General features: G+C 28.3%; 17 protein-coding genes. 4 read left to right on the plus strand and 13 right to left on the minus strand.

Annotation, left to right across the window (positions count from 1 at the left end):
* Window positions 1–30 precede the first annotated feature (30 nt).
* The 12 genes from fabG to EGD97_RS06425 all read right to left on the minus strand — a co-directional run bounded on the left by fabG (window position 31) and on the right by EGD97_RS06425 (window position 13,356).
* Window positions 31–771: a 3-oxoacyl-[acyl-carrier-protein] reductase gene (gene fabG, locus EGD97_RS06370; protein ID WP_078681780.1), complete on the minus strand. Its 741-nt coding sequence runs from the start codon at window positions 769–771 to the stop codon at window positions 31–33.
* 2 nt (window positions 772–773) lie between these two features.
* Window positions 774–1,715, minus strand: coding sequence for an ACP S-malonyltransferase (gene fabD / locus EGD97_RS06375; protein WP_078681781.1), 942 nt, complete (start codon window positions 1,713–1,715; stop codon window positions 774–776).
* 12 nt (window positions 1,716–1,727) lie between these two features.
* Window positions 1,728–2,663 carry an enoyl-[acyl-carrier-protein] reductase FabK gene (gene fabK / locus EGD97_RS06380; protein WP_078681782.1) on the minus strand — a complete coding sequence of 312 codons (936 nt, stop codon included), beginning with the start codon at window positions 2,661–2,663 and terminating at the stop codon, window positions 1,728–1,730.
* Window positions 2,664–2,771: 108 nt separating this feature from the next.
* Entirely contained in the window at window positions 2,772–3,752 is a 981-nt protein-coding gene (locus EGD97_RS06385; RefSeq protein ID WP_078681783.1) for a beta-ketoacyl-ACP synthase III, read from the minus strand.
* A gap of 101 nt (window positions 3,753–3,853) precedes the next feature.
* Window positions 3,854–4,342 carry a MarR family winged helix-turn-helix transcriptional regulator gene (locus EGD97_RS06390; RefSeq protein ID WP_078681784.1) on the minus strand — a complete coding sequence of 163 codons (489 nt, stop codon included), beginning with the start codon at window positions 4,340–4,342 and terminating at the stop codon, window positions 3,854–3,856.
* Window positions 4,343–4,644: 302 nt separating this feature from the next.
* Entirely contained in the window at window positions 4,645–5,481 is an 837-nt protein-coding gene (locus tag EGD97_RS06395; protein ID WP_205693957.1) for a carbohydrate ABC transporter permease, read from the minus strand.
* Between the two features lie 14 nt (window positions 5,482–5,495).
* Window positions 5,496–6,452, minus strand: a complete 957-nt coding sequence (locus EGD97_RS06400; protein ID WP_205693959.1) for a carbohydrate ABC transporter permease — start codon at window positions 6,450–6,452, stop codon at window positions 5,496–5,498.
* 58 nt (window positions 6,453–6,510) lie between these two features.
* Entirely contained in the window at window positions 6,511–7,737 is a 1,227-nt protein-coding gene (locus tag EGD97_RS06405; protein WP_078681785.1) for an ABC transporter substrate-binding protein, read from the minus strand.
* 149 nt (window positions 7,738–7,886) lie between these two features.
* Window positions 7,887–8,909 (minus strand): LacI family DNA-binding transcriptional regulator, encoded by a 1,023-nt coding sequence (locus EGD97_RS06410; protein WP_078681786.1) that lies wholly within the window; start codon window positions 8,907–8,909, stop codon window positions 7,887–7,889.
* Between the two features lie 70 nt (window positions 8,910–8,979).
* Complete coding sequence (locus EGD97_RS06415) at window positions 8,980–11,262, minus strand: glycoside hydrolase family 65 protein (protein ID WP_078681787.1); 2,283 nt, start codon at window positions 11,260–11,262, stop codon at window positions 8,980–8,982.
* Window positions 11,263–11,681: 419 nt separating this feature from the next.
* Window positions 11,682–11,870 (minus strand): 4-oxalocrotonate tautomerase DmpI, encoded by a 189-nt coding sequence (dmpI, locus tag EGD97_RS06420; RefSeq protein ID WP_078681788.1) that lies wholly within the window; start codon window positions 11,868–11,870, stop codon window positions 11,682–11,684.
* Window positions 11,871–12,123: 253 nt separating this feature from the next.
* The gene (locus EGD97_RS06425; RefSeq protein ID WP_078681789.1) at window positions 12,124–13,356 is read right to left on the minus strand and encodes a competence/damage-inducible protein A; all 1,233 of its coding nucleotides are present in this window, start codon (window positions 13,354–13,356) and stop codon (window positions 12,124–12,126) included.
* A gap of 221 nt (window positions 13,357–13,577) precedes the next feature.
* Between EGD97_RS06425 and EGD97_RS06430 the strand changes: the two genes are divergently transcribed.
* Complete coding sequence (locus tag EGD97_RS06430) at window positions 13,578–13,997, plus strand: hypothetical protein (protein ID WP_078681790.1); 420 nt, start codon at window positions 13,578–13,580, stop codon at window positions 13,995–13,997.
* A gap of 128 nt (window positions 13,998–14,125) precedes the next feature.
* On the opposite strand, the gene rd is transcribed toward EGD97_RS06430, so the two are convergent.
* Window positions 14,126–14,287: a rubredoxin gene (gene rd, locus EGD97_RS06435; protein WP_078681791.1), complete on the minus strand. Its 162-nt coding sequence runs from the start codon at window positions 14,285–14,287 to the stop codon at window positions 14,126–14,128.
* 766 nt (window positions 14,288–15,053) lie between these two features.
* On the opposite strand from rd, the gene glgB reads away from it, so the two are divergent.
* The 3 genes from glgB to glgD are packed head-to-tail and all read left to right on the plus strand — an operon-like array spanning window position 15,054 to window position 19,296.
* Window positions 15,054–17,000, plus strand: coding sequence for a 1,4-alpha-glucan branching protein GlgB (gene glgB, locus EGD97_RS06440; protein WP_078681792.1), 1,947 nt, complete (start codon window positions 15,054–15,056; stop codon window positions 16,998–17,000).
* A 47-nt stretch (window positions 17,001–17,047) separates the two neighbouring features.
* Window positions 17,048–18,175 (plus strand): glucose-1-phosphate adenylyltransferase, encoded by a 1,128-nt coding sequence (locus tag EGD97_RS06445; RefSeq protein ID WP_078681981.1) that lies wholly within the window; start codon window positions 17,048–17,050, stop codon window positions 18,173–18,175.
* Window positions 18,176–18,186: 11 nt separating this feature from the next.
* Window positions 18,187–19,296 carry a glucose-1-phosphate adenylyltransferase subunit GlgD gene (gene glgD, locus EGD97_RS06450; RefSeq protein WP_127836834.1) on the plus strand — a complete coding sequence of 370 codons (1,110 nt, stop codon included), beginning with the start codon at window positions 18,187–18,189 and terminating at the stop codon, window positions 19,294–19,296.
* Window positions 19,297–19,316 lie beyond the last annotated feature (20 nt).

Genomic DNA, 19,316 nt, shown 5'->3' on the forward strand with positions numbered 1-19,316 from the left:
TATTAATAAATAAAATACATAAAAATATTTTTACATTACCATTCCGCCGTCTACATTTATAACTTGACCTGTTATATAATTTGAACTATCTGAAGATAAAAATGCTACTAAGTTTGCTACATCTTCAGGACTTCCAAGTCTTTTTAGTGGTACATTTTCTAAAAGTTTTTCTTTAATTTTGTCAGATAATACCTCTGTCATATCTGTAGTTATAAAACCTGGTGCAACAGCATTTACTGTAATTCCTCTTGCTCCTAATTCTTTAGCTACAGACTTTGTAAAACCTATAATTCCAGCCTTTGCAGCAGCATAATTAGCCTGACCTGCATTACCTATAAGCCCTATAACTGAAGAAATATTTATTATTTTCCCGCTTTTTTGTTTAAGCATTATAGAACTTGCATGTTTTGTACAATTAAATACACCTTTTAAATTTACTTCTATAACCTTGTCAAAATCCTCTTCTTTCATTCTAAGAAGAAGAGTGTCTCTAGTTATTCCAGCATTATTAACTAGAATATCTAATCTTCCAAATTTTTCTACTGCAAATTTTATAACTTTTTCTGCATCTTCTATTTTACTTACATCGCCTTTAATTGCCTCAGCTTTTCCACCAAAACTTATTATTTCATCAATAAGTTCTTTAGCTTCCTTTTCACTGCTTCTATAGTTTATAACTACAGAAGCTCCTAGTCTAGAAAGCTTTAATGCAATGGCTTTCCCTATGCCTCTACCAGCTCCTGTAACTACAGCTACTTTACCAGTTAACATTATTATCTCTCCTGACTATTTAATATTTCTAAAGTTTTTTCTAAAGACTTTAAATCTTCAACATTTAAAACCTTAACTTTTCTATTAATTTTTTTAATAAATCCACTTAAAACTTTTCCAGGTCCAAGCTCTACAAAAGTATCAACTCCATCTTCAAGCATTCTTCTTATAGAGTTTTCCCATAAAACTGAGCTTTTTACCTGTTTTTCTAAAAGTCCTTTAATTTCAGAAGTTTCTTCTACATATTGAGCCGTAACATTGGTTATATATGGGATATTTATATTATTAAGTTCAACATTTTTTAATTCTTCTTTAAGCTTTTCAGCTGCACTTTCAAGCATAGATGTATGAAAAGGTGCACTAACTGAGAGAGGAATAACTTTTGCTCCTCTTTCTTTAGCTATTTTACTTGCAGCTTCAACTGCAGCAATTTCCCCGCCTATAACTATTTGTCCTGGACAGTTAAAATTTGCTGGTTCAACTATACCTTTATCTCCTGCCTCAGCACATATTTTTCTTACATCTTCAGCATCTAATCCTAAAATAGCAGCCATAGTACCTACACCTATAGGTACAGCTTCCTGCATAAATTTACCTCTTTTTTTAACCAATCTGACAGCATCAGAAAAGTTTAAAACACCGCTGCATACTAAAGCTGAATATTCTCCAAGACTTAAACCTGCAGTAACATCTGGGACTATACCCTTTTCTTCTAAAGCTTTTAAACAAGCTATGCTTACTGTAAGAATTGCAGGTTGAGTATTTTCAGTTATATCTAAAGCATCTTTTGGTCCTTCAAAACATATTTTACTTATTTCAAAGCCTAAAGCTTTATCAGCTTCATCAAAAATATCATAACAAACCTTTATATTATCTGCAAGTTCCTTTCCCATGCCAACATATTGAGAGCCTTGACCGGCAAATACAAATGCAACTTTACCCATAATTACTGTCTCCTATACCGTAAATTTTTTTATTACAGCCTCTGCTTCTGTAAACATCTCTTCAATAATTTCTTTGCAAGTTTGTTTTTTATTTATAAGACCTGCTATTTGTCCAGCCATTACAGAACCAAAATCTACATCACCATCACGAACTGCTCTAGGAAGGCATCCTTTACCTAAAGCATCATATTCTTCAAGTGGTGCTCCATTTTTCTCAAGAAGTTGAAATTGTCTTGCAAGTTTATTTCTTATAACTCTTACAGGGTGTCCTGTAGGTCTTCCTGTAACTACAGTGTCTATATCTTTAGCAGCTAAAACTTTTTGCTTATAATTTTCATGCACTGTACATTCCTCTGCAACTAAAAATCTAGTTCCTACCTGAACCCCTTCTGCACCAAGCATAAATGCTGCAGCTACACCTCTTCCATCACCAATTCCTCCTGCTGCAATTACAGGTATATTTACTGCATCTACAACTTGAGGAACTAATGCCATAGTAGTAAGTTCTCCAACGTGTCCTCCTGATTCACAGCCTTCAGCAACTACCGCATCTACTCCTGCTCTTTCCATTCTTTTAGCTAACGCTACAGAAGGCACTACTGGTATTACAGTAATCCCATGAGATTTCCACATATCTATATACTTTCCAGGGTTTCCTGCTCCTGTAGTTACAACTTTTACTCCTTCTTCACATACAAGCTTTGCTAAAGCTTCTGCATTTTCGCTCATAAGCATTATATTTACGCCAAAAGGTTTATCAGTAAGTTCCTTTGTTTTTCTTATTTCTTGTCTTATATAATCAACTGGTGCATTAGCTCCCGCAATAAGGCCTAATCCTCCTGCATTAGAAACAGCTGAAGCTAAAGAACTGTCAGCTATCCAAGCCATACCACCTTGAATAATTGGATATTTTATCCCTATCATATCGCATAAAGCAGACTTAAACATAATATTCCTCCTAATTTAAAATTTAAATAAATTTATCTTTTATTTTTTCTTTAGAACATTTAACTTATACTATTTATAAGTCTTACTAATTTGACTACATATACAATTTTACCACTCTATTAAACAAGCTGCCCATGTAAATCCTGCTCCAAAAGCTACTAAAATTAATTTATCACCTTTTTTAATAAGCTCTTTTTCAGCCATTTCTTCTAATGCTATAGGTATACTTGCAGCTGAAGTGTTACCATAATGCTGTAAATTTAAAAAGAATTTATCCTTTGAAACTCCAAGTTTTTTAGCTGCAAGTTCTATTATTCTATAATTAGCCTGATGAGGAACTATATATTTAATATCATCTAAGCTATTGCCTGAATCTTTAAGCACTTTATCCACTGCTTCTAAAATTATGTTTGTAGCAAATTTAAATACTTCTCTGCCATCCATAGTTATTTTTATATCTTTAATACTTTCTTTGGAATTAACTAAAGGATTTTTTACTGGAATGGCTCCTTCTCCTATACCTAAAAATTCACTTTTTCTTCCATCAGCACCACAAAAAATTGATGAAATTCCTTTTTCTTCACTTGGCTCAAGAACTACTGCTCCTGATCCATCACCAAAAAGCACACAAGTATTTCTATCTTCCCAATCAGTAACTTTGGAAAGTACTTCTGCACCTATAATAAGTGCTTTCTTACTTTGTCCTGTCTTTATAAATTGTGAACCTATATTTAAGGCATATATAAAACCTGAACAAGCTGCAGATATATCAAAGCAAGCAGCATTAAAAGCTCCAATATTCTTTTGAACAAAAACTGCCGTAGATGGACTTAAAGCATCAGGGGAAGAAGTAGCAACTACAATTAAGTCTATTTCTTCTGGTGAAATTTTAGCATTATCTAACGCTTTTAATGCTGCTTTAGATGCTAAATCAGATGTGTTTTCTCCAGAAGAAAGTCTTCTTTCTTTAATTCCTGTTCTTGTACTTATCCACTCATCACTTGTATCTACAAATTTTGATAAATCATCATTAGTCATAATATGATCTGGAACGTATTTACCCACTCCAGTAATTTTAACTTCTTTCATTATATTCATCCTTTCAAACTAAACAGATTAAATTTAAATTTATTTATAAATTTTATTATAATACTTGCACATAAACAAGTATATCATTTATTAAGTATTATTTACACTTTTAATTTTAAATTTAGTCGATTTTTTCCATTAATTTCAATATTGTATTTAGATTTAAAAAAATCATTTAGATTTTTTAATGAATATACTAAAATTTGTTCCTGTTCTTGACTTAATCCTTTTATAATTGCTTTAATCATATCTTTATGAAATTTATCATGTATCCTATAAACTAATTTACCTTTTTTAGTTAGTTGTATTAAAACAACTCTTTTATCTTCCTCTAATCTCTTTCTTTCAACATAACCTTTTTTTACAAGATTACTTATAGCTGTAGTTAAAGTTCCTACAGTTATTTTTAAATCTTTAGCAACTTCAGACATTGTTCTTGCTTCATTAATTCCAATTGCTTCTATTGTATGTATTTCTGTAATTGATAAATCCTTAAATTCTTCTCCACTTAAAGCTCTTTGTTCAATTATTAAAATATTATTAAAAATATCTACTAAAAGTTCATTTAAAACATTTATTGTCTTGTCCATAAAATACACACTCTCCATTTATTTAAGGCACTTTCATATAATTGTGCTTTTTATCAACCCCTAATTTCAATATTAAAATGTTTGACTATCAAAATAAATACTTTGACAGTCAAAGTATATAGAAAAAGTAAATGATTGTCAATAATAATTTCCAAAAATAAACAATTAACAATGTATGAACAAATTTTTATCTAAAATGAATAAACAATAAATAAGCACAAAATTAAGTGTTTTTTAATTTTATCTTAAAAAGAAATCAACACTAATTTTTGTGCTTTAATAAATATTTTCTAAATATTCTTCTATTCTTTCATTCCTGAAGTAGCAATTCCTTTTACAAAATTTTTCTGAAATATTAAGAAAAATATTATTGTTGGTATAGTAAGTATCATAACTCCAGCTGTTACCTGATTCCATAAAGAATAATACTGTCCATAGAAAGAATTAAGCCCTACAGGGAGAGTATAATGTTCTGAAGTTGAAGCTAAAAGGCTAGGCCACATAAAACTATTCCAGTTTCCTGCAAAAGTTAATATAAATTGTGTTGACAAAGCTGGTTTAGCAAGAGGCATAGCTATTTTCCAAAATATTTTAAATCTTCCCATTCCATCTATTAATGCTGCTTCTTCAAGAGATTTAGGTATATTAAGAAAAAACTGTCTCATTAAAAATATATTAAAAAGACTATATAAAAATGGTATAGTTAACCCTTGATAAGAATCTACCCATCCAAGTTTTGACAAAAGCATATAAGTAGGTACCATTACTACCTGACCTGGAACCATCATCATAGCCAAAATTACATAGAAAATAATTTTTTTACCTGGGAACTCCATCCTGGCAAGAGCATATCCTGCCATAGAATTTATTATCATATTACCTGCTGTAACAATAAAAGCAACTATAACACTATTTAAAAACCATCTTAAAAAAGGAAACTTAGACCATATATAGGTATAATTTTCAAATGTAAGTTTAGAAAAATCTACGCTCATTTTGGCTGTTTCTGAAGCTGGTTTAAAAGATGTTATTAAAGTCCATATAAAAGGTGCTAAGCAAATAAAAGCATAGAATATAGCAATGGCATAAAATATAATTTTAACTATTGAAATTTTTTTAATTTTTTTTGTATTTTCCATATACTATATCCTCCTTACATTGATGTTTCTTCACCAAACAGTTTTCTTTGTATAACTGTTAGTGCAAAAATAATTAAAAATAATATAAAAGCAACAGCACAAGCCTCTCCCATTTTAAATTCTCTAAAACCTGTTCTTGTTAAATAAAGTACTACGGTCATAGTAGAATCCAAAGGGCCTCCTGTCCCTTGTGATACAACATATGCTTGGTCATATACCTGAAAACATCCTATCATTGAAACTACTAAGTTAAAAAATACAGTTGGCTTAAGCATAGGTAAAGTTATATATCTAAATAACTGCCAGCTATTAGCACCATCCATATCAGCAGCTTCATATAAAGAATCTGGTATGTCTTGAAGCCCTGCTAAAAATATTACCATATAAAGCCCAACTGAAGACCAAACTGCCATAGCCATAATAACTGGTAGTGCAAATTTAGGTTCAGATAAAAAATTATATGACTTTATTCCAAATATTGATGTAATTTTATTTATAACACCATCTTGTTTAAAAAGAAATAAAAATATTACTGATACAGCTACAGCAGAAGTTTGAGTTGGTATATAATAAACAGTTCTAAAAAAAGATTTGCCTTTTATTTTACCATTAACTACAATAGCAAGTAAAAGTGCTATAATAAGCTGGATAGGAACTACACCAAGAGTATATTTTGTTGTGTTTTTTAAAGCTTTTAAAAATGTTTCATTTTTTAATACTGAAATATAATTATTTAGTCCTACCCATTTTGCTTGAAACATAGAATTAGCATCTAAAAATGAATACTCCTTAAAACTTAACATAAAAGCTACAAAAAGTGGACCTATAAAAAATATAGATACTAATATAATAAAAGGAGCCATAAAAAGCAGTCCTTCTATTTTCTCTTTTTTAGCTAAAGTTTTCATACTGCTTTTTTTATTAGTTTTTCTATTTTTTAAAATTACGCTATCTTTCACATTAGATTCCATAAAAGTCCCTCCATCCCCTATTTTTTAAAAGGGGCGTGAAGGCCCCCTGTAATTATAATTATTTAACTGCTTCTTCTGCTTCTTTTAAAGCTGTTGCAGCATCTGCTTTACCAAACTGAATTTTTTCACCTGCTTTAGATAAAGCATCTAAAATTTTGCTTCCATTTAATCCATAATTTGCAACCGTTGCTCCTTCAGTAGCATCTATTAGGGCTTTTCTTTCTGGGAATTTAGAAATATAAACATCTGCCATAGATTTTCTTGAAGGTATTGCAAGACCGCTTTCTGCAACTATTTTTAATCCTTCTTTGCCTGTTAAAAATTTAGCAGCTTCCATAGCTTCTTTTTTAACTTTTGAGTCTTTATTAAGAACATAAGCAACTGTAAACATTAAATTCCCATTTTGCTTTCCTTTAGGAAGCGTAACCATGCCATATTTAACATCTGGAGCATTTTGAGCCATATAAGGTATTACCCATCCTCCAGCCATAATCATAGCTGTTTTCTTTTGTGCAAAAGCTGCACCTGCCCAGTCAGTTCCCATATCTTTGAATGTAGCACCTGTCTTATTTTTTATGAAAGAATAATAAAAATCTAATGCTTCTACTGCTTCTTTACTATTAAAAGCAGGTTTATCCCCATCGTTAATTTTTCCTCCATTTTGAAGTATAAATGCTCCAAATCTTTGAGGGTCATTTTCAATACATAAACCGTAAACTCCATCTTTAGTTGTTTTTTCTGCAGCAATTTTTAATTCTTCCCATGTTGTAGGTGGATTAATTCCTGCTTTTTCAAACATGTCTTTATTATAATAAAGAACTAAAGGATTGTAATCTTTTGGTATACCGTATGTTTTTCCATTCATTTGATAACCTTCTAAAAGGTTAGGAAAGAAGTCTTTCATATCTTCTTTATCTAAATATTCATCAATTGGATCTATAATTCCTTCTTTCATAAACTTTGAAGCAAGAGATACATCAAGATAATATATATCCGGAGCTGTTTTTGAGGCTATTTTACTTTGAATAGCTTGTAAATAATCACCAGTTATAACTTCTTTTTTAATTACTATATTTGGATATTTATTTTGAAAAGCTTGAATTTGATCGTCTAACATCTTAGTTTCTGCATCATTTGATCCCCAACATCCTAACCTTACAATTTTTACATCTTTATCATCTGAATTTTGGTTAGTTGAGTTAGTATTATTTTTTGTACATCCTGCAAATATACTTGTACTAATTAAAGCACTTAATAATAAAGCTGATAATTTTTTTCTTTTCATTTTCATTCCCCCTGTATTATAATAATATTGGATATTTATTTAAACCTACAATTTGATAAACGTTTTCTTTATTAATCATTGACTTTATAAAAAAATCTGCATCTTTTATAAAGCCTTATATTATGAAAATTGTTTATCAATTGTAGTTTTTAAATCAATTCTTTAGTAGATTCTCTTATTACAAGTTCTGGCATCACCACTATTCTATCAAAGCTTTGACCATTTATAAGATTTATAAGAGCTGTTGCCGCACTTTCTCCTATTTTGTATCTATCCTGCCTTATAGTTGTAAGTTTAGGACTCATATATTGGGCTATTGTAATATCATCAAAGCCAACTATAGATATATCTTCTGGAACTTTTAGTCCAAAATTATCAAACATTTCAATAGCTCCAACTGCCATAAGATCACTAGCACAAAATACAGCTGTAAATTCTTTATTAGAGTTTATAAGTTTTTCTGCAGCCAAACCTCCTCCTTTACTTGTAAAGTCTGAATATACTATTAAATCTTCATCTATAGGAATACTATATCTATTTAATGCTAAATAATAACCATCTAATCTTTCAAAGCTTACAAAAGCATCTTTGTGTCCATTTATAAAAGCTATTTTTTTATGTCCAAGATTTATAAGATGTTCTACCGCCATAAAAGCCCCTTTAGTACTATCAACTCCTACACAAGTTGTTTTAGGATTTTTTATGCTTACATCAAACATTACACATGGATATTCTATATTAGTAAGCTCTTTGTAATAATCATCGCTTAGTTTAATTCCCATTATAAATGCACCATCTAAATTTTTTTCATTAAAAAGAGTAGATAAATTTTTATTTTTCTGCATATCTGTTGTAGTTGAAAGTATAATAGTTTCATATCCCTGCTTTGAAGCAGAATTTTTAAAAGCCATTAAAGTTTCAAAAACTATTGGATTTAAAATAGCATCATTATCATAATCTTCTATAAGCATACCAAGCCTGTAATTTTTCCCATTATTTTGAGTTTTATTTATTACATTAGGCTTGTATCCTAACTGCTCTGCTATTTCTAAAATATTTTTTCTTGTCTTTTCACTAATGTCGCTGTAATTATTAAAAGCTCTTGAAACTGTGCCTACAGATACTCCAGCTTTTTTCGCAACATCTCTTATTGTAACTTGCTTATTTTCCATATGAATACCCCCAATTTATATAACTAATTAAATTAATTATATCTATAAGCACAAATTAATAAAATATCAATTATCTTTTTACTGAAAGTACTTTATCTTTTTCTAATTTGCAGCACTTATTATATACCAATATTTCTACAGGCTCTGATGCTTCAAATAACACTTCATCTTCTTTTATAGTTACTTTAATTATATTTTTTCTCCAATTTATATTAAATGAAAGCTCATTCCACTGTTTTGGTATCCATGGATTAAAATTAAGTCTTTGATCTTTATCTACACTTAATCCACCAAATCCAAATACTACACTTTGCCAAGCTCCTCCAGTATTTGCCGCATGAATTCCAAGTTCTGTATTACCTTGGTTATCATTTAAATCTGTCATAATAGCTTTAATAAAATATCTATAAGCATTATTGCTATCTCCTACAGAAAGTCCCATAATAGAATACATAGATGGACTTAGAGATGACTTATGCATAGTTCTTTCTTCGTAGTATTTATAATTTTCTCTTCTAACATCTTCATCAAATTCTTCTCTGAGCATAAGCATAAGCATAATTACATCTGGCTGTTTTATAAGCTGTGTTTCTCCAAGTTTATCTAACTCTACATCTTTAGGCCATACTGGCATACCATTTTCATCATATTCAGTTATTTTTATATATTTCAAATCAAAATATCCTTCAAACTGCTCTATAATTCTTCCATCCTTGCTTTTAGGAATATACATTTTCTCTTGAATATCTTGCCATATTTTAAAATCTTCATTATTTAATCCAAGTTTAATACAAATATTATTAAAAAATGACATATCTTTATTCTTTATCCATTCAACTAATTCAAGAGATTTTTTAATACTCCATTTAGCAAGATAATTTGTATAAACATTATTATTCACATGTTCATGAAATTCATCAGGGCCTATAACATTGTTTATTTCATATCTATCTTTAAGTTTATTATATTCTACTCTGCTTTGCCAAAATTTTGCAGTGTCTAGAAATATTTCAAGCCCATAATTTTTTAAAAAATCTTCATCATTGGTAGCTCTATAATATTCCCAAATAGCAAAAGTTATATCTGAATTTATATGAAATTCTTCATCTCCAGTCCATATTCTAACTGGATTCCCTAAATAATCTATTCCCCACTTTGGAGTAACCTCAACACCTTCATCTGCTGATTCCCAAGGGAATTGTGCTCCTTTAAAGCCATTAAGCATAGCATTCTTTCTAGCTCCTTCTAAAGTATTGTATCTATACATTAAAAGTGCTTTTGCTGTTTCAGGACTTGTATATATAAAAAATGGAAGCATAAAAGTTTCTGTATCCCAGAAAACATGTCCTTTATATCCTTCTCCATGAAGTCCTTTTGCAGCTATGCTTATTTTGTCATCTCCTTCATAAGCTGATGAAGATAAATGAAAAAGGTTAAATCTTATTCCCTGTTGTGCTAAATCATCACCTTTAATTTTTATATCAATATTAGTCCATATTTTTTCCCAAATTTTTATATGTGCATCTTTTTCTTTTTCGTAACCATCATATATAAAATCTTTAAGTTCTTTTTCAAAGGCTTCTTTTATAGAACAATTTATATCTCTAGAAGTATAAGTAGCTCCAAGCTTATAAATCGTATATTCATTATCCTTTACAGCAAAAATTTGATAAAGTTCCCTTACCTTTTCTCCAAATTTATTGAATTTTCTCTCTTTTAAAAAATTCCCTTCTTCATTTAGCCCAATAAGTGAAGTACCTTCCATGATTTTAATTTTTTTATCAATAGTAGATGTAATAAGAGCTATTCCTGGTTTTAAATCTATTAACTCTTCTACATTAAAATGTTTAGTAGTATTAATAGGATCTAATGTATTATTTGTAATTGTCCCATCTATAATATTTTCAATCAAAATTTTCCCATTAAAATTAATTGGTGTAATTAAATATTTTGCTGCCCATCTATGTACATTATTTCTACTTACAAATCTTTCTGATGCTACCTTTATTATTTTTCCCTTTGGAGTTTTTATTTCAAATTGAAAACTTAATATACCTTCTTTCATATTAAGTTTTCTTGTAAAATTTAATATTTCACATATATCTAAATCTACAAGTTCTTCTTCAATATATAAATTAAATCCTAATATGTCTTGACAATTTACTATTTCAGTAACTTGAGCAGTATTTTTATCAAATATTCCCGCAATAAAATTTCCTCTTTCTCCTAATTTAGAAAATTCCAATGCTCCTCTTAGTCCTTTATATCCATTAGCTAAAGTAAATAATGTTTCATATTTTCTATTTTCTCTTGAATTATATTTATCTTGAACTATTTCCCATAGCAAGTCCATATTTTCGCCCCCAATTCAATATTGTTATTCCGAAAAATTTATATATATTTTTGTATTTTATTTTTGTTATATTTATTATATATCCTTTTAGTAATCATTTTCAAACATTAAAATAGATTAAATTTTAAAATTAGAACTGTTTTTCTTTATAATTCATCTATTTTATCAAAAACTCTTTTTATTTGTTTTTGTGAAATTTTTGTTTTGTTTTTGTAGATTTGTTTTGACATATGTTAATATGGATTTTAAAATATTCAACATAGTATACAAAAATAAAAAAATTAAAATAATAAAAAAATTAAAATTAAAATTTGTTATAAAATTAAAAAAGTCATGAATAAATAAGGATTTTCCTTATTTATTCATGACTTTTTTTAAATTACAAAAACATTGCTTTATTTTAGTTTATATTTATAAATTTATTTATGTCTTTCAGATAACAATTTGCCTCCTGCTCCTATGTTATCCATACTATTTTCTCTTATTAAGATTTGAAATGCTTGTTCTGGAATTCCTAATACTTCTGAAGAAGTTTTAGTAAGTTTAGCTACAAGTTCAGCTTTTTTGTCTTTAGTAAGCTCTGGCCCATCAAATTGAATAAATGGCATAAAAATCACCTCCCTTCTAAAAATTGAAACATTTCACTATCTTTTCTAAATTTGCATATATATACTGTAATCCTGTTGAATTTTTAATCAAATTTTTCTTTATTTATAACAATTTAAATTATAACTCAATTTTTAGTTTATAAATAACTATACTCAAGCTAGAATGGCAGAAATTTTTTGTATTGATTTGTAAAAAATATATATATAATTATATAGACTAAATTATAAATAAATATATAAACTATAAGCTATTCTAATTTAAAAGTTCTCTTCTTATCCAGTCAAGTGTGTTTATAACTGTGCTATTTCTTATCTTTTGTCTATCTCCTGATAAGTTTAATTTTTTTGTTTTTATATTTCCATTGATATATAGACCAACATACACAAGTCCTACTGGCTTTTCTGCTGTTCCTCCTGATGGACCTGCTATACCCGTTACAGAGACCCCTATATTTGTTCCTGCAGCTTTTGCTATCCCTTCAGCCATCTCCCTTGCTGTTTCTTCACTTACTGCGCCATATTTTTCAAGAGTTTCTTCTTTTACTTTAAGTCTTTTCATTTTAGCTTCATTACTATAAGTTATTGCTCCTTCTATAAATACCGAAGAAATACCTGGATAATTTATTAAAGTTCCTGCCAAAAGTCCTCCTGTACAAGATTCTGCTGTAGCTATAGTTAAGTTTTTCTCAATAAGCATCTTCCCAACAACATTTTCTAAAGTTGTTTCACCTTCACCATATATATTATCTTTTAATCTTTCTCTTATCTCTTTTTCAACAGGAGCTATTAATTCATAAGCTTCTTCTTCTGTTTTTGCCTTTGCTGTTATCCTAAGTATTGCTTCAAAATCCTTTGCATATGGGGCTACTGTAGGATTTTTACTTTTCTCTATTATATCATCTACCATCTCTGCCATAGCACTTTCACCAAGTCCCGCTACTCTAAGTACCTTTGAGAGCAAAACTCCCTCCGAAAATTTTTGTAAATATGGTACTACATAATTTTCAAACATAGGTATCATTTCTTTTGGTGGTCCAGGAAGCATTATAAGTATTTTATTATTTTCCTCTATAATACATCCTGGAGCAGTTCCATTAGGATTAGGTAGAACTATTGAATCTTTTGGTATATATGCTTGCTTTATATTATTTTGCACCATAGTTTTCCCTGATTTACTTAAAAATTCTTTAATATGATTTAATGATTTTTCATGCAAAATTAATTCTTTACCAAAATATTTAGCACCTATTTCTTTTGTCAAATCATCTTTAGTTGGTCCAAGTCCCCCTGTGGTAATCACCATATCTGCTCTTTCAAAAGCTAATTCATAAGCTTTTGAAAGTCTTTCTTCATTGTCCCCAACTACTGATTGATGATATACATTTATACCTAAATCTGACAGTCTTTTTGCTATATACTGAGTATTAGTATTTACTATATCTCCAAGCAATATTTCTGTTCCAACAGCTAATATTTCTGCCTTCATATTTAAACCTTCTTTCATATATAAAAATTTATGGTTTATATAATCATATAAATTATAAAGTCTAACCTAATATGGAAATTAAAAAATTTTCCAATCTAAGTTATAAATTTATTTAAACATTAATTTATTAATTAATTATTCATAATATTGCCAAGCTACTGCAATATAACAGGTTTACTATATAACTAAAATAAATATTTAAAGTTAGGAGATGATAAAATATGAATTTTGAAAATGAAAAACAACAGTTTGAGAATACTTTTGAAAATACTGATGATAAAAATATTATTCTTACTAATGATACAAATTCTTTAAATATAGATGCACCAAAAGATTTTAATGAATCTTCTAAAAACCCAGGTAAAATTAATAATAATTTTTCAAATGCTTCTTCGCCAAGCAAAAGTAAACCCAAAATACACACTGCTTTAAAAAATAAAATAAAAAGTATTAACCCTAAGTTAAAAAAAACAGTTCTATTCGTACTTATATGTATTATTTGTTTTGGTCTTGGAATATTAACAGATAGAACAATAGTTAAACATCAAAGAGCAAGAATTCTTGATAATAAAAATATTATTAGAGAAAAAATCCCTAATAATAATGCTCCTTTTAATAAAAAAAATAGGAATTGGCAGTAAAAACACTAGCTGATGAGTACATATAACTACTCATCAGCTAGATATTTTGAAGTTTATTTAATGGGGATGCATTAATTCTCTTATCTAAATTCTCTTGCCTGTTTAAATTTTATATATTATTTTTAATATTATTCAGCTTCTTCGAATTGATCTTTTCCAACTCCACAAAGTGGACAAACCCAATCTTCTGGTACATCTTCCCAAGCAGTTCCAGGATTTACACCATTATCTGGATCTCCTAGCTCTGGGTCATATATATATCCACAAGCTATACAAACATATTTTTTCATAATTTTTTCCTCCCTAACATTTAATATCAATTAATACTAATTATATTTTATCAATATCTTTCCAAAGTGTAAATAGCTAGTTAAAATATAATTGTTAAATTATTGTATCATAGATATTATTTTACCTTGCACTAAATTATTTTATTCTTTTTTAGTAAAATTATTAGTAAAATTAAATGTTTTAATATCAATTATAATTTAGCCACAATAAGCTGTAAATTAATTTGCACTATACAATTTATAGTGCTTTTAAATTTCTATTATATCTATATATAGCGGTCAATATTTAACAAAAAACTTTTGGTGAGATAATTATAGTTATTAATTGGATTTCAATAAAAATATTTATGATAAATAAAATTAATAAATAAATTGCAAAAATACAGATTATATTAAAGTTTTAATTTATAATATTTTTAATAATAGTATGTAAATGATATAATTAAAATAATTTCAAATATTTAAAATTATATGCTAATTAAGCATTATATTGTTGACGTTTTACAAAAAAAACTGTAATATGTTGTTAAGGAATAAAAAACCATAGAGTTTTGACTTAGGTTATTTGACAGCTGAATTAGGCAGAACAATTATTGTTCTGCCTTTTTTAGTAAAAAACACTATATTAAAATTTTTGTAATGGTTTAATTTTTTATAATACACTTGACAAATGCTTACTAAAACGAATAAAATTGTAATGTTTTTACAATTTTATTTAAATTTACTATTTTTATTCTGTTTATAATTATAAAGAAAGGGTGAACTTATGAATAAGCCTAAATATGCAAAAAAAGTTATATTAAATTCAAATAAAATAAAAAAATTTAGAACCTATAATATTTTTGGAAGCCATTTAAAAACAATAAATGGTATTTCTGGAGTTAGATTTACCCTTTGGGCTCCTAATGCAAAATATGTAAGCGTTGTTGGTGATTTTAATAATTGGACAGGCTCGTTACACAAAATGAAAAAAATAAAAAGTTCTGGAATTTGGACTTTATTTATACCTAATTTAAAATGCGGTGACATATATAAATACGAAATCATAACTTTAGATAATAAAAAATTTTTAAAATCAGACCCTTATGCTTTTTATTCTGAACTTAGGCCAAACACAGCCTCAAAAATAGTATCTCTTGATAAATATACCTGGCACGACGAAGAATTTATATTTAAAAGAAGTACAACCCCTCTTTATGACAAAGCTTTAAATATATATGAGGTGCATTTAGGTTCTTGGAAAAGAGATGAAAATAAAGATGATGAAGATAATTTTAAAAATTATAAAGACATAGCTGACGAATTAGTAGAATATGTTATAGATATGGGTTATACACACATAGAAATACTACCTGTTACAGAACATCCTCTTGATGCTTCCTGGGGATATCAAAGCACAGGATATTATTCAGTTACAAGCAGATACGGTACACCAGAAGATTTTATGTATTTTGTAGACAAATTTCATCAAAACAATATAGGTGTTTTGATAGACTGGGTTCCTGGACATTTTTGTAAAGATTCTCATGGTTTATATAGATTTGATGGTACACCTCTTTATGAATACGATAATCCTATTTTAGCTGAAAATTTTGATTGGGGAACTGCTAACTTTGATTTAAGCAAAAAAGAGGTACGTCATTTTCTAATAAATAATGCTCTATTTTGGTTTGATGTATATCATATAGACGGCATAAGAGTAGATGCAGTAGCTAATATGCTTTACTTAAACTATGGTAAAAAAGAAGGAATGTCTATAAAAAATAAATTTGGTGGAAATGAAAATTTAGATGCTATTGATTTCCTAAAAACATTAAATAAAACTGTATTTAGATATTTCCCTAATGTACTTATGATAGCTGAAGATTCCAGTTGTTTCCCATACATAACAGCACCTACTTATTTAAATGGTGTAGGTTTTAACTATAAATGGAATATGGGTTGGATGAATGACATGCTTAAATATATGCAAATGGATCCAATTTACAGAAAATATCACCATAATTTAATAACTTTTTCGCTTATGTATGCATTTTCAGAGAATTTTATACTTCCTCTTTCTCATGATGAAGTTGTACATGGTAAAAAATCTCTTTTAGATAAAATGCCTGGAGATTATTGGCAGAAATTTGCAAATTTAAGACTTTTCTATGGATATATGATGTCTCATCCTGGTAAAAAACTTTTATTTATGGGAGCAGAAATAGGGCAATTTTTAGAATGGCGTTATACTCATAGCTTAGATTGGACACTTTTAGATTATCCAATGCATAAATCTCTTAATTTATATTTTAAAGAGATAAATTCTCTTTATAAAAAAGAAAAAGCTTTATGGGAAGTAGATCACAGTTATGAAGGTTTCCAATGGATAGATCATCAAAATTTTGAGCAAAGCATAATATCTTTTATGCGTATAGGTAAAGAAAAAAAAGATTTTATTATAGTTATTTGTAATTTTACACCAGTTGTATATCATAATTATAAAATAGGTGTACCAAGTTTTGTTCATTATAAAGAAATATTTAATAGTGACAATGAAGCTTTTGGTGGTTCTAATGTTTTAAATAAAGATGTTATAAAACCTCATATAGAAAATTGGCACAATCAGCCTTATCATATAGAAATCACTATACCACCTTTAGCTACAATTTTTATAAAACCACATTATAAATATAAAATAAAGCTTCCATCAAAAGCTATTAAAATTAAATAGCATTTTGATTTAATAAAATTATAACTTTAAGGGGGATAAAAATGAGTATTCAAAAGAAAGAAATGATTGCAATGATACTAGCGGGAGGACAAGGCACCAGACTTGGGATACTCACAAAAGGAATAGCTAAACCTGCTGTACCTTTTGGCGGGAAGTATAGAATTATTGATTTTCCACTTAGCAATTGCTCAAATTCAGGTATAGATACTGTAGGGGTTCTTACACAATATCAGCCTTTTATTTTAAACACCCATATTGGCATAGGTACTCCTTGGGATTTAGATAGGCACACAGGAGGAGTAAGTATATTACCTCCTTATATGAGAGATAATGGCGCAGATTGGTATAAAGGTACTGCAAACGCCATATATCAAAACATGAACTATATAGACAGATACAATCCTGAATATGTATTAATATTATCTGGTGATCATATATATAAAATGGATTATTCAAAGATGTTAGAATTTCATAAAGAAAAAAATGCAGATGCAACAATAGCAGTTCTTAATGTTTCTTTAAAAGAAGCTAGCAGATTTGGAATAATGAATGCAAAAGAAAACTATGAGATATACGAATTTGAAGAAAAACCTAAAAATCCAAAAAGCACTCTTGCATCAATGGGAATTTATATATTTAATTGGGATGTATTAAGACAATTTCTTATAAAAGATGAAAATGATAAAAATTCTAAAAATGACTTTGGTAAAAATGTAATTCCAAGTATGCTTGAAGCAGGAAAAAGAATGTTTGCCTATCCTTTTAAAGGATATTGGAAAGATGTAGGTACAATAGAAAGTCTATGGGAAGCAAACATGGATTTATTAAATGAAAACAATGAGCTTAATATTCATGATAAATCATGGAAGATATATACTGTAAGTCCTACTCTTCCTCCACAGCATATTGGTAAAAATTCGAAAGTTATTAACTCTCTCATATCTGATGGCTGCGAAGTTTATGGAGATGTTATAAATTCTATATTATTCCCTGGAGTTCATGTTTCAGAAGGAAGTAAAATAGTTGATTCTGTTGTAATGTCAAATACTAAAATTAAATCTAATTCTACTATCAATAAAGCTATTATAGGAAGCGATGTAATAATAGGAGACAATATAAATCTTGGTGACGGCACAAATATTACAGTTGTTGGCGAAGGACAAATAGTTGATTAAGGAGGGGTACTATGCTTAAAAATTATATGGGAATATTAATGCTTAATGAAGATGAAAAAAGAATACACAGACTTGCTAAAAATAGGCCTTTAGCCTCGATACCTTTTGGTGGAAGATATAGAATAATAGATTTCGTATTATCTAATATGGTAAATTCAGGAATTACAAATATAGGAATATTTACAGATGGAAAAACCCGTTCTCTTATGGATCATCTTGGTTCTGGCAAGCCATGGGATCTAGATAGAAAACTAAATGGAATGTTTGTTTTTAATTTTGAACAAAAAAATCATATGAGTGAAATAGAAACATTAAAAAACAATATAGAATATTTTTATAAAAGTAAAGAAGATTATGCTATCTTAGCATCTTCTAATATGATTTGTAATATAGACTATAAAGCTGCTGCTGCATATCATGAAGCTTCTGATGCTGATATAACTGTAATATATAAGAAAATTAATGATGGAAGAGTCAATTTTATTGATTGCAGCACTCTTAACATAGATAAAAATAACAGTGTATTAAGTGTTGGTAAAAATATAGGTATTGAAAATGAATGTAACATATCTATGGAAATGTTTATAACGAAAAAGAAAACACTTATTAATTTAATCATTGAATGTATAAAAACTGGTTATTATGCTTCCCTTAAAGAAGCTATATATAGAAAACTTGATTTTTTACAAGTAAATGCCTATGAATTTACAGGTCATCTTGATTGTATTAATTGTATAAATTCTTACTATAACGCAAATATGAATCTTTTAGACTTAAATATAAGCAGTGAATTATTTTTTAGAAATGGTCTTATTTATACTAAAACTCAGGATGAACCTCCTACAAAATATATTGAAGGTTCAAAAGTATCTAATTGTTTAATTGCAAATGGATGCATTATCGAAGGAAATATAGAAAACAGCATAATATTTAGAAGAGTTAAAATACACAAAGATGCTGAAATAAAGAACTGCATTATAATGCAAAACTGTGAAATTAAATCTGGAGCTAAATTAATTAATGTTATAATTGATAAAAATTGTATTATTGAGGAAGGCAAAGAACTAAAAGGTGATTTAGATTTTCCTCTTGTTATAGAAAAAAAAGGAATATTTGATTAAAATTTAGAAGGAGGACAATT

Source organism: Clostridium prolinivorans, from assembly GCF_004011155.1.
GTDB classification, from domain to species: domain Bacteria; phylum Bacillota; class Clostridia; order Clostridiales; family Clostridiaceae; genus Clostridium_AT; species Clostridium_AT prolinivorans.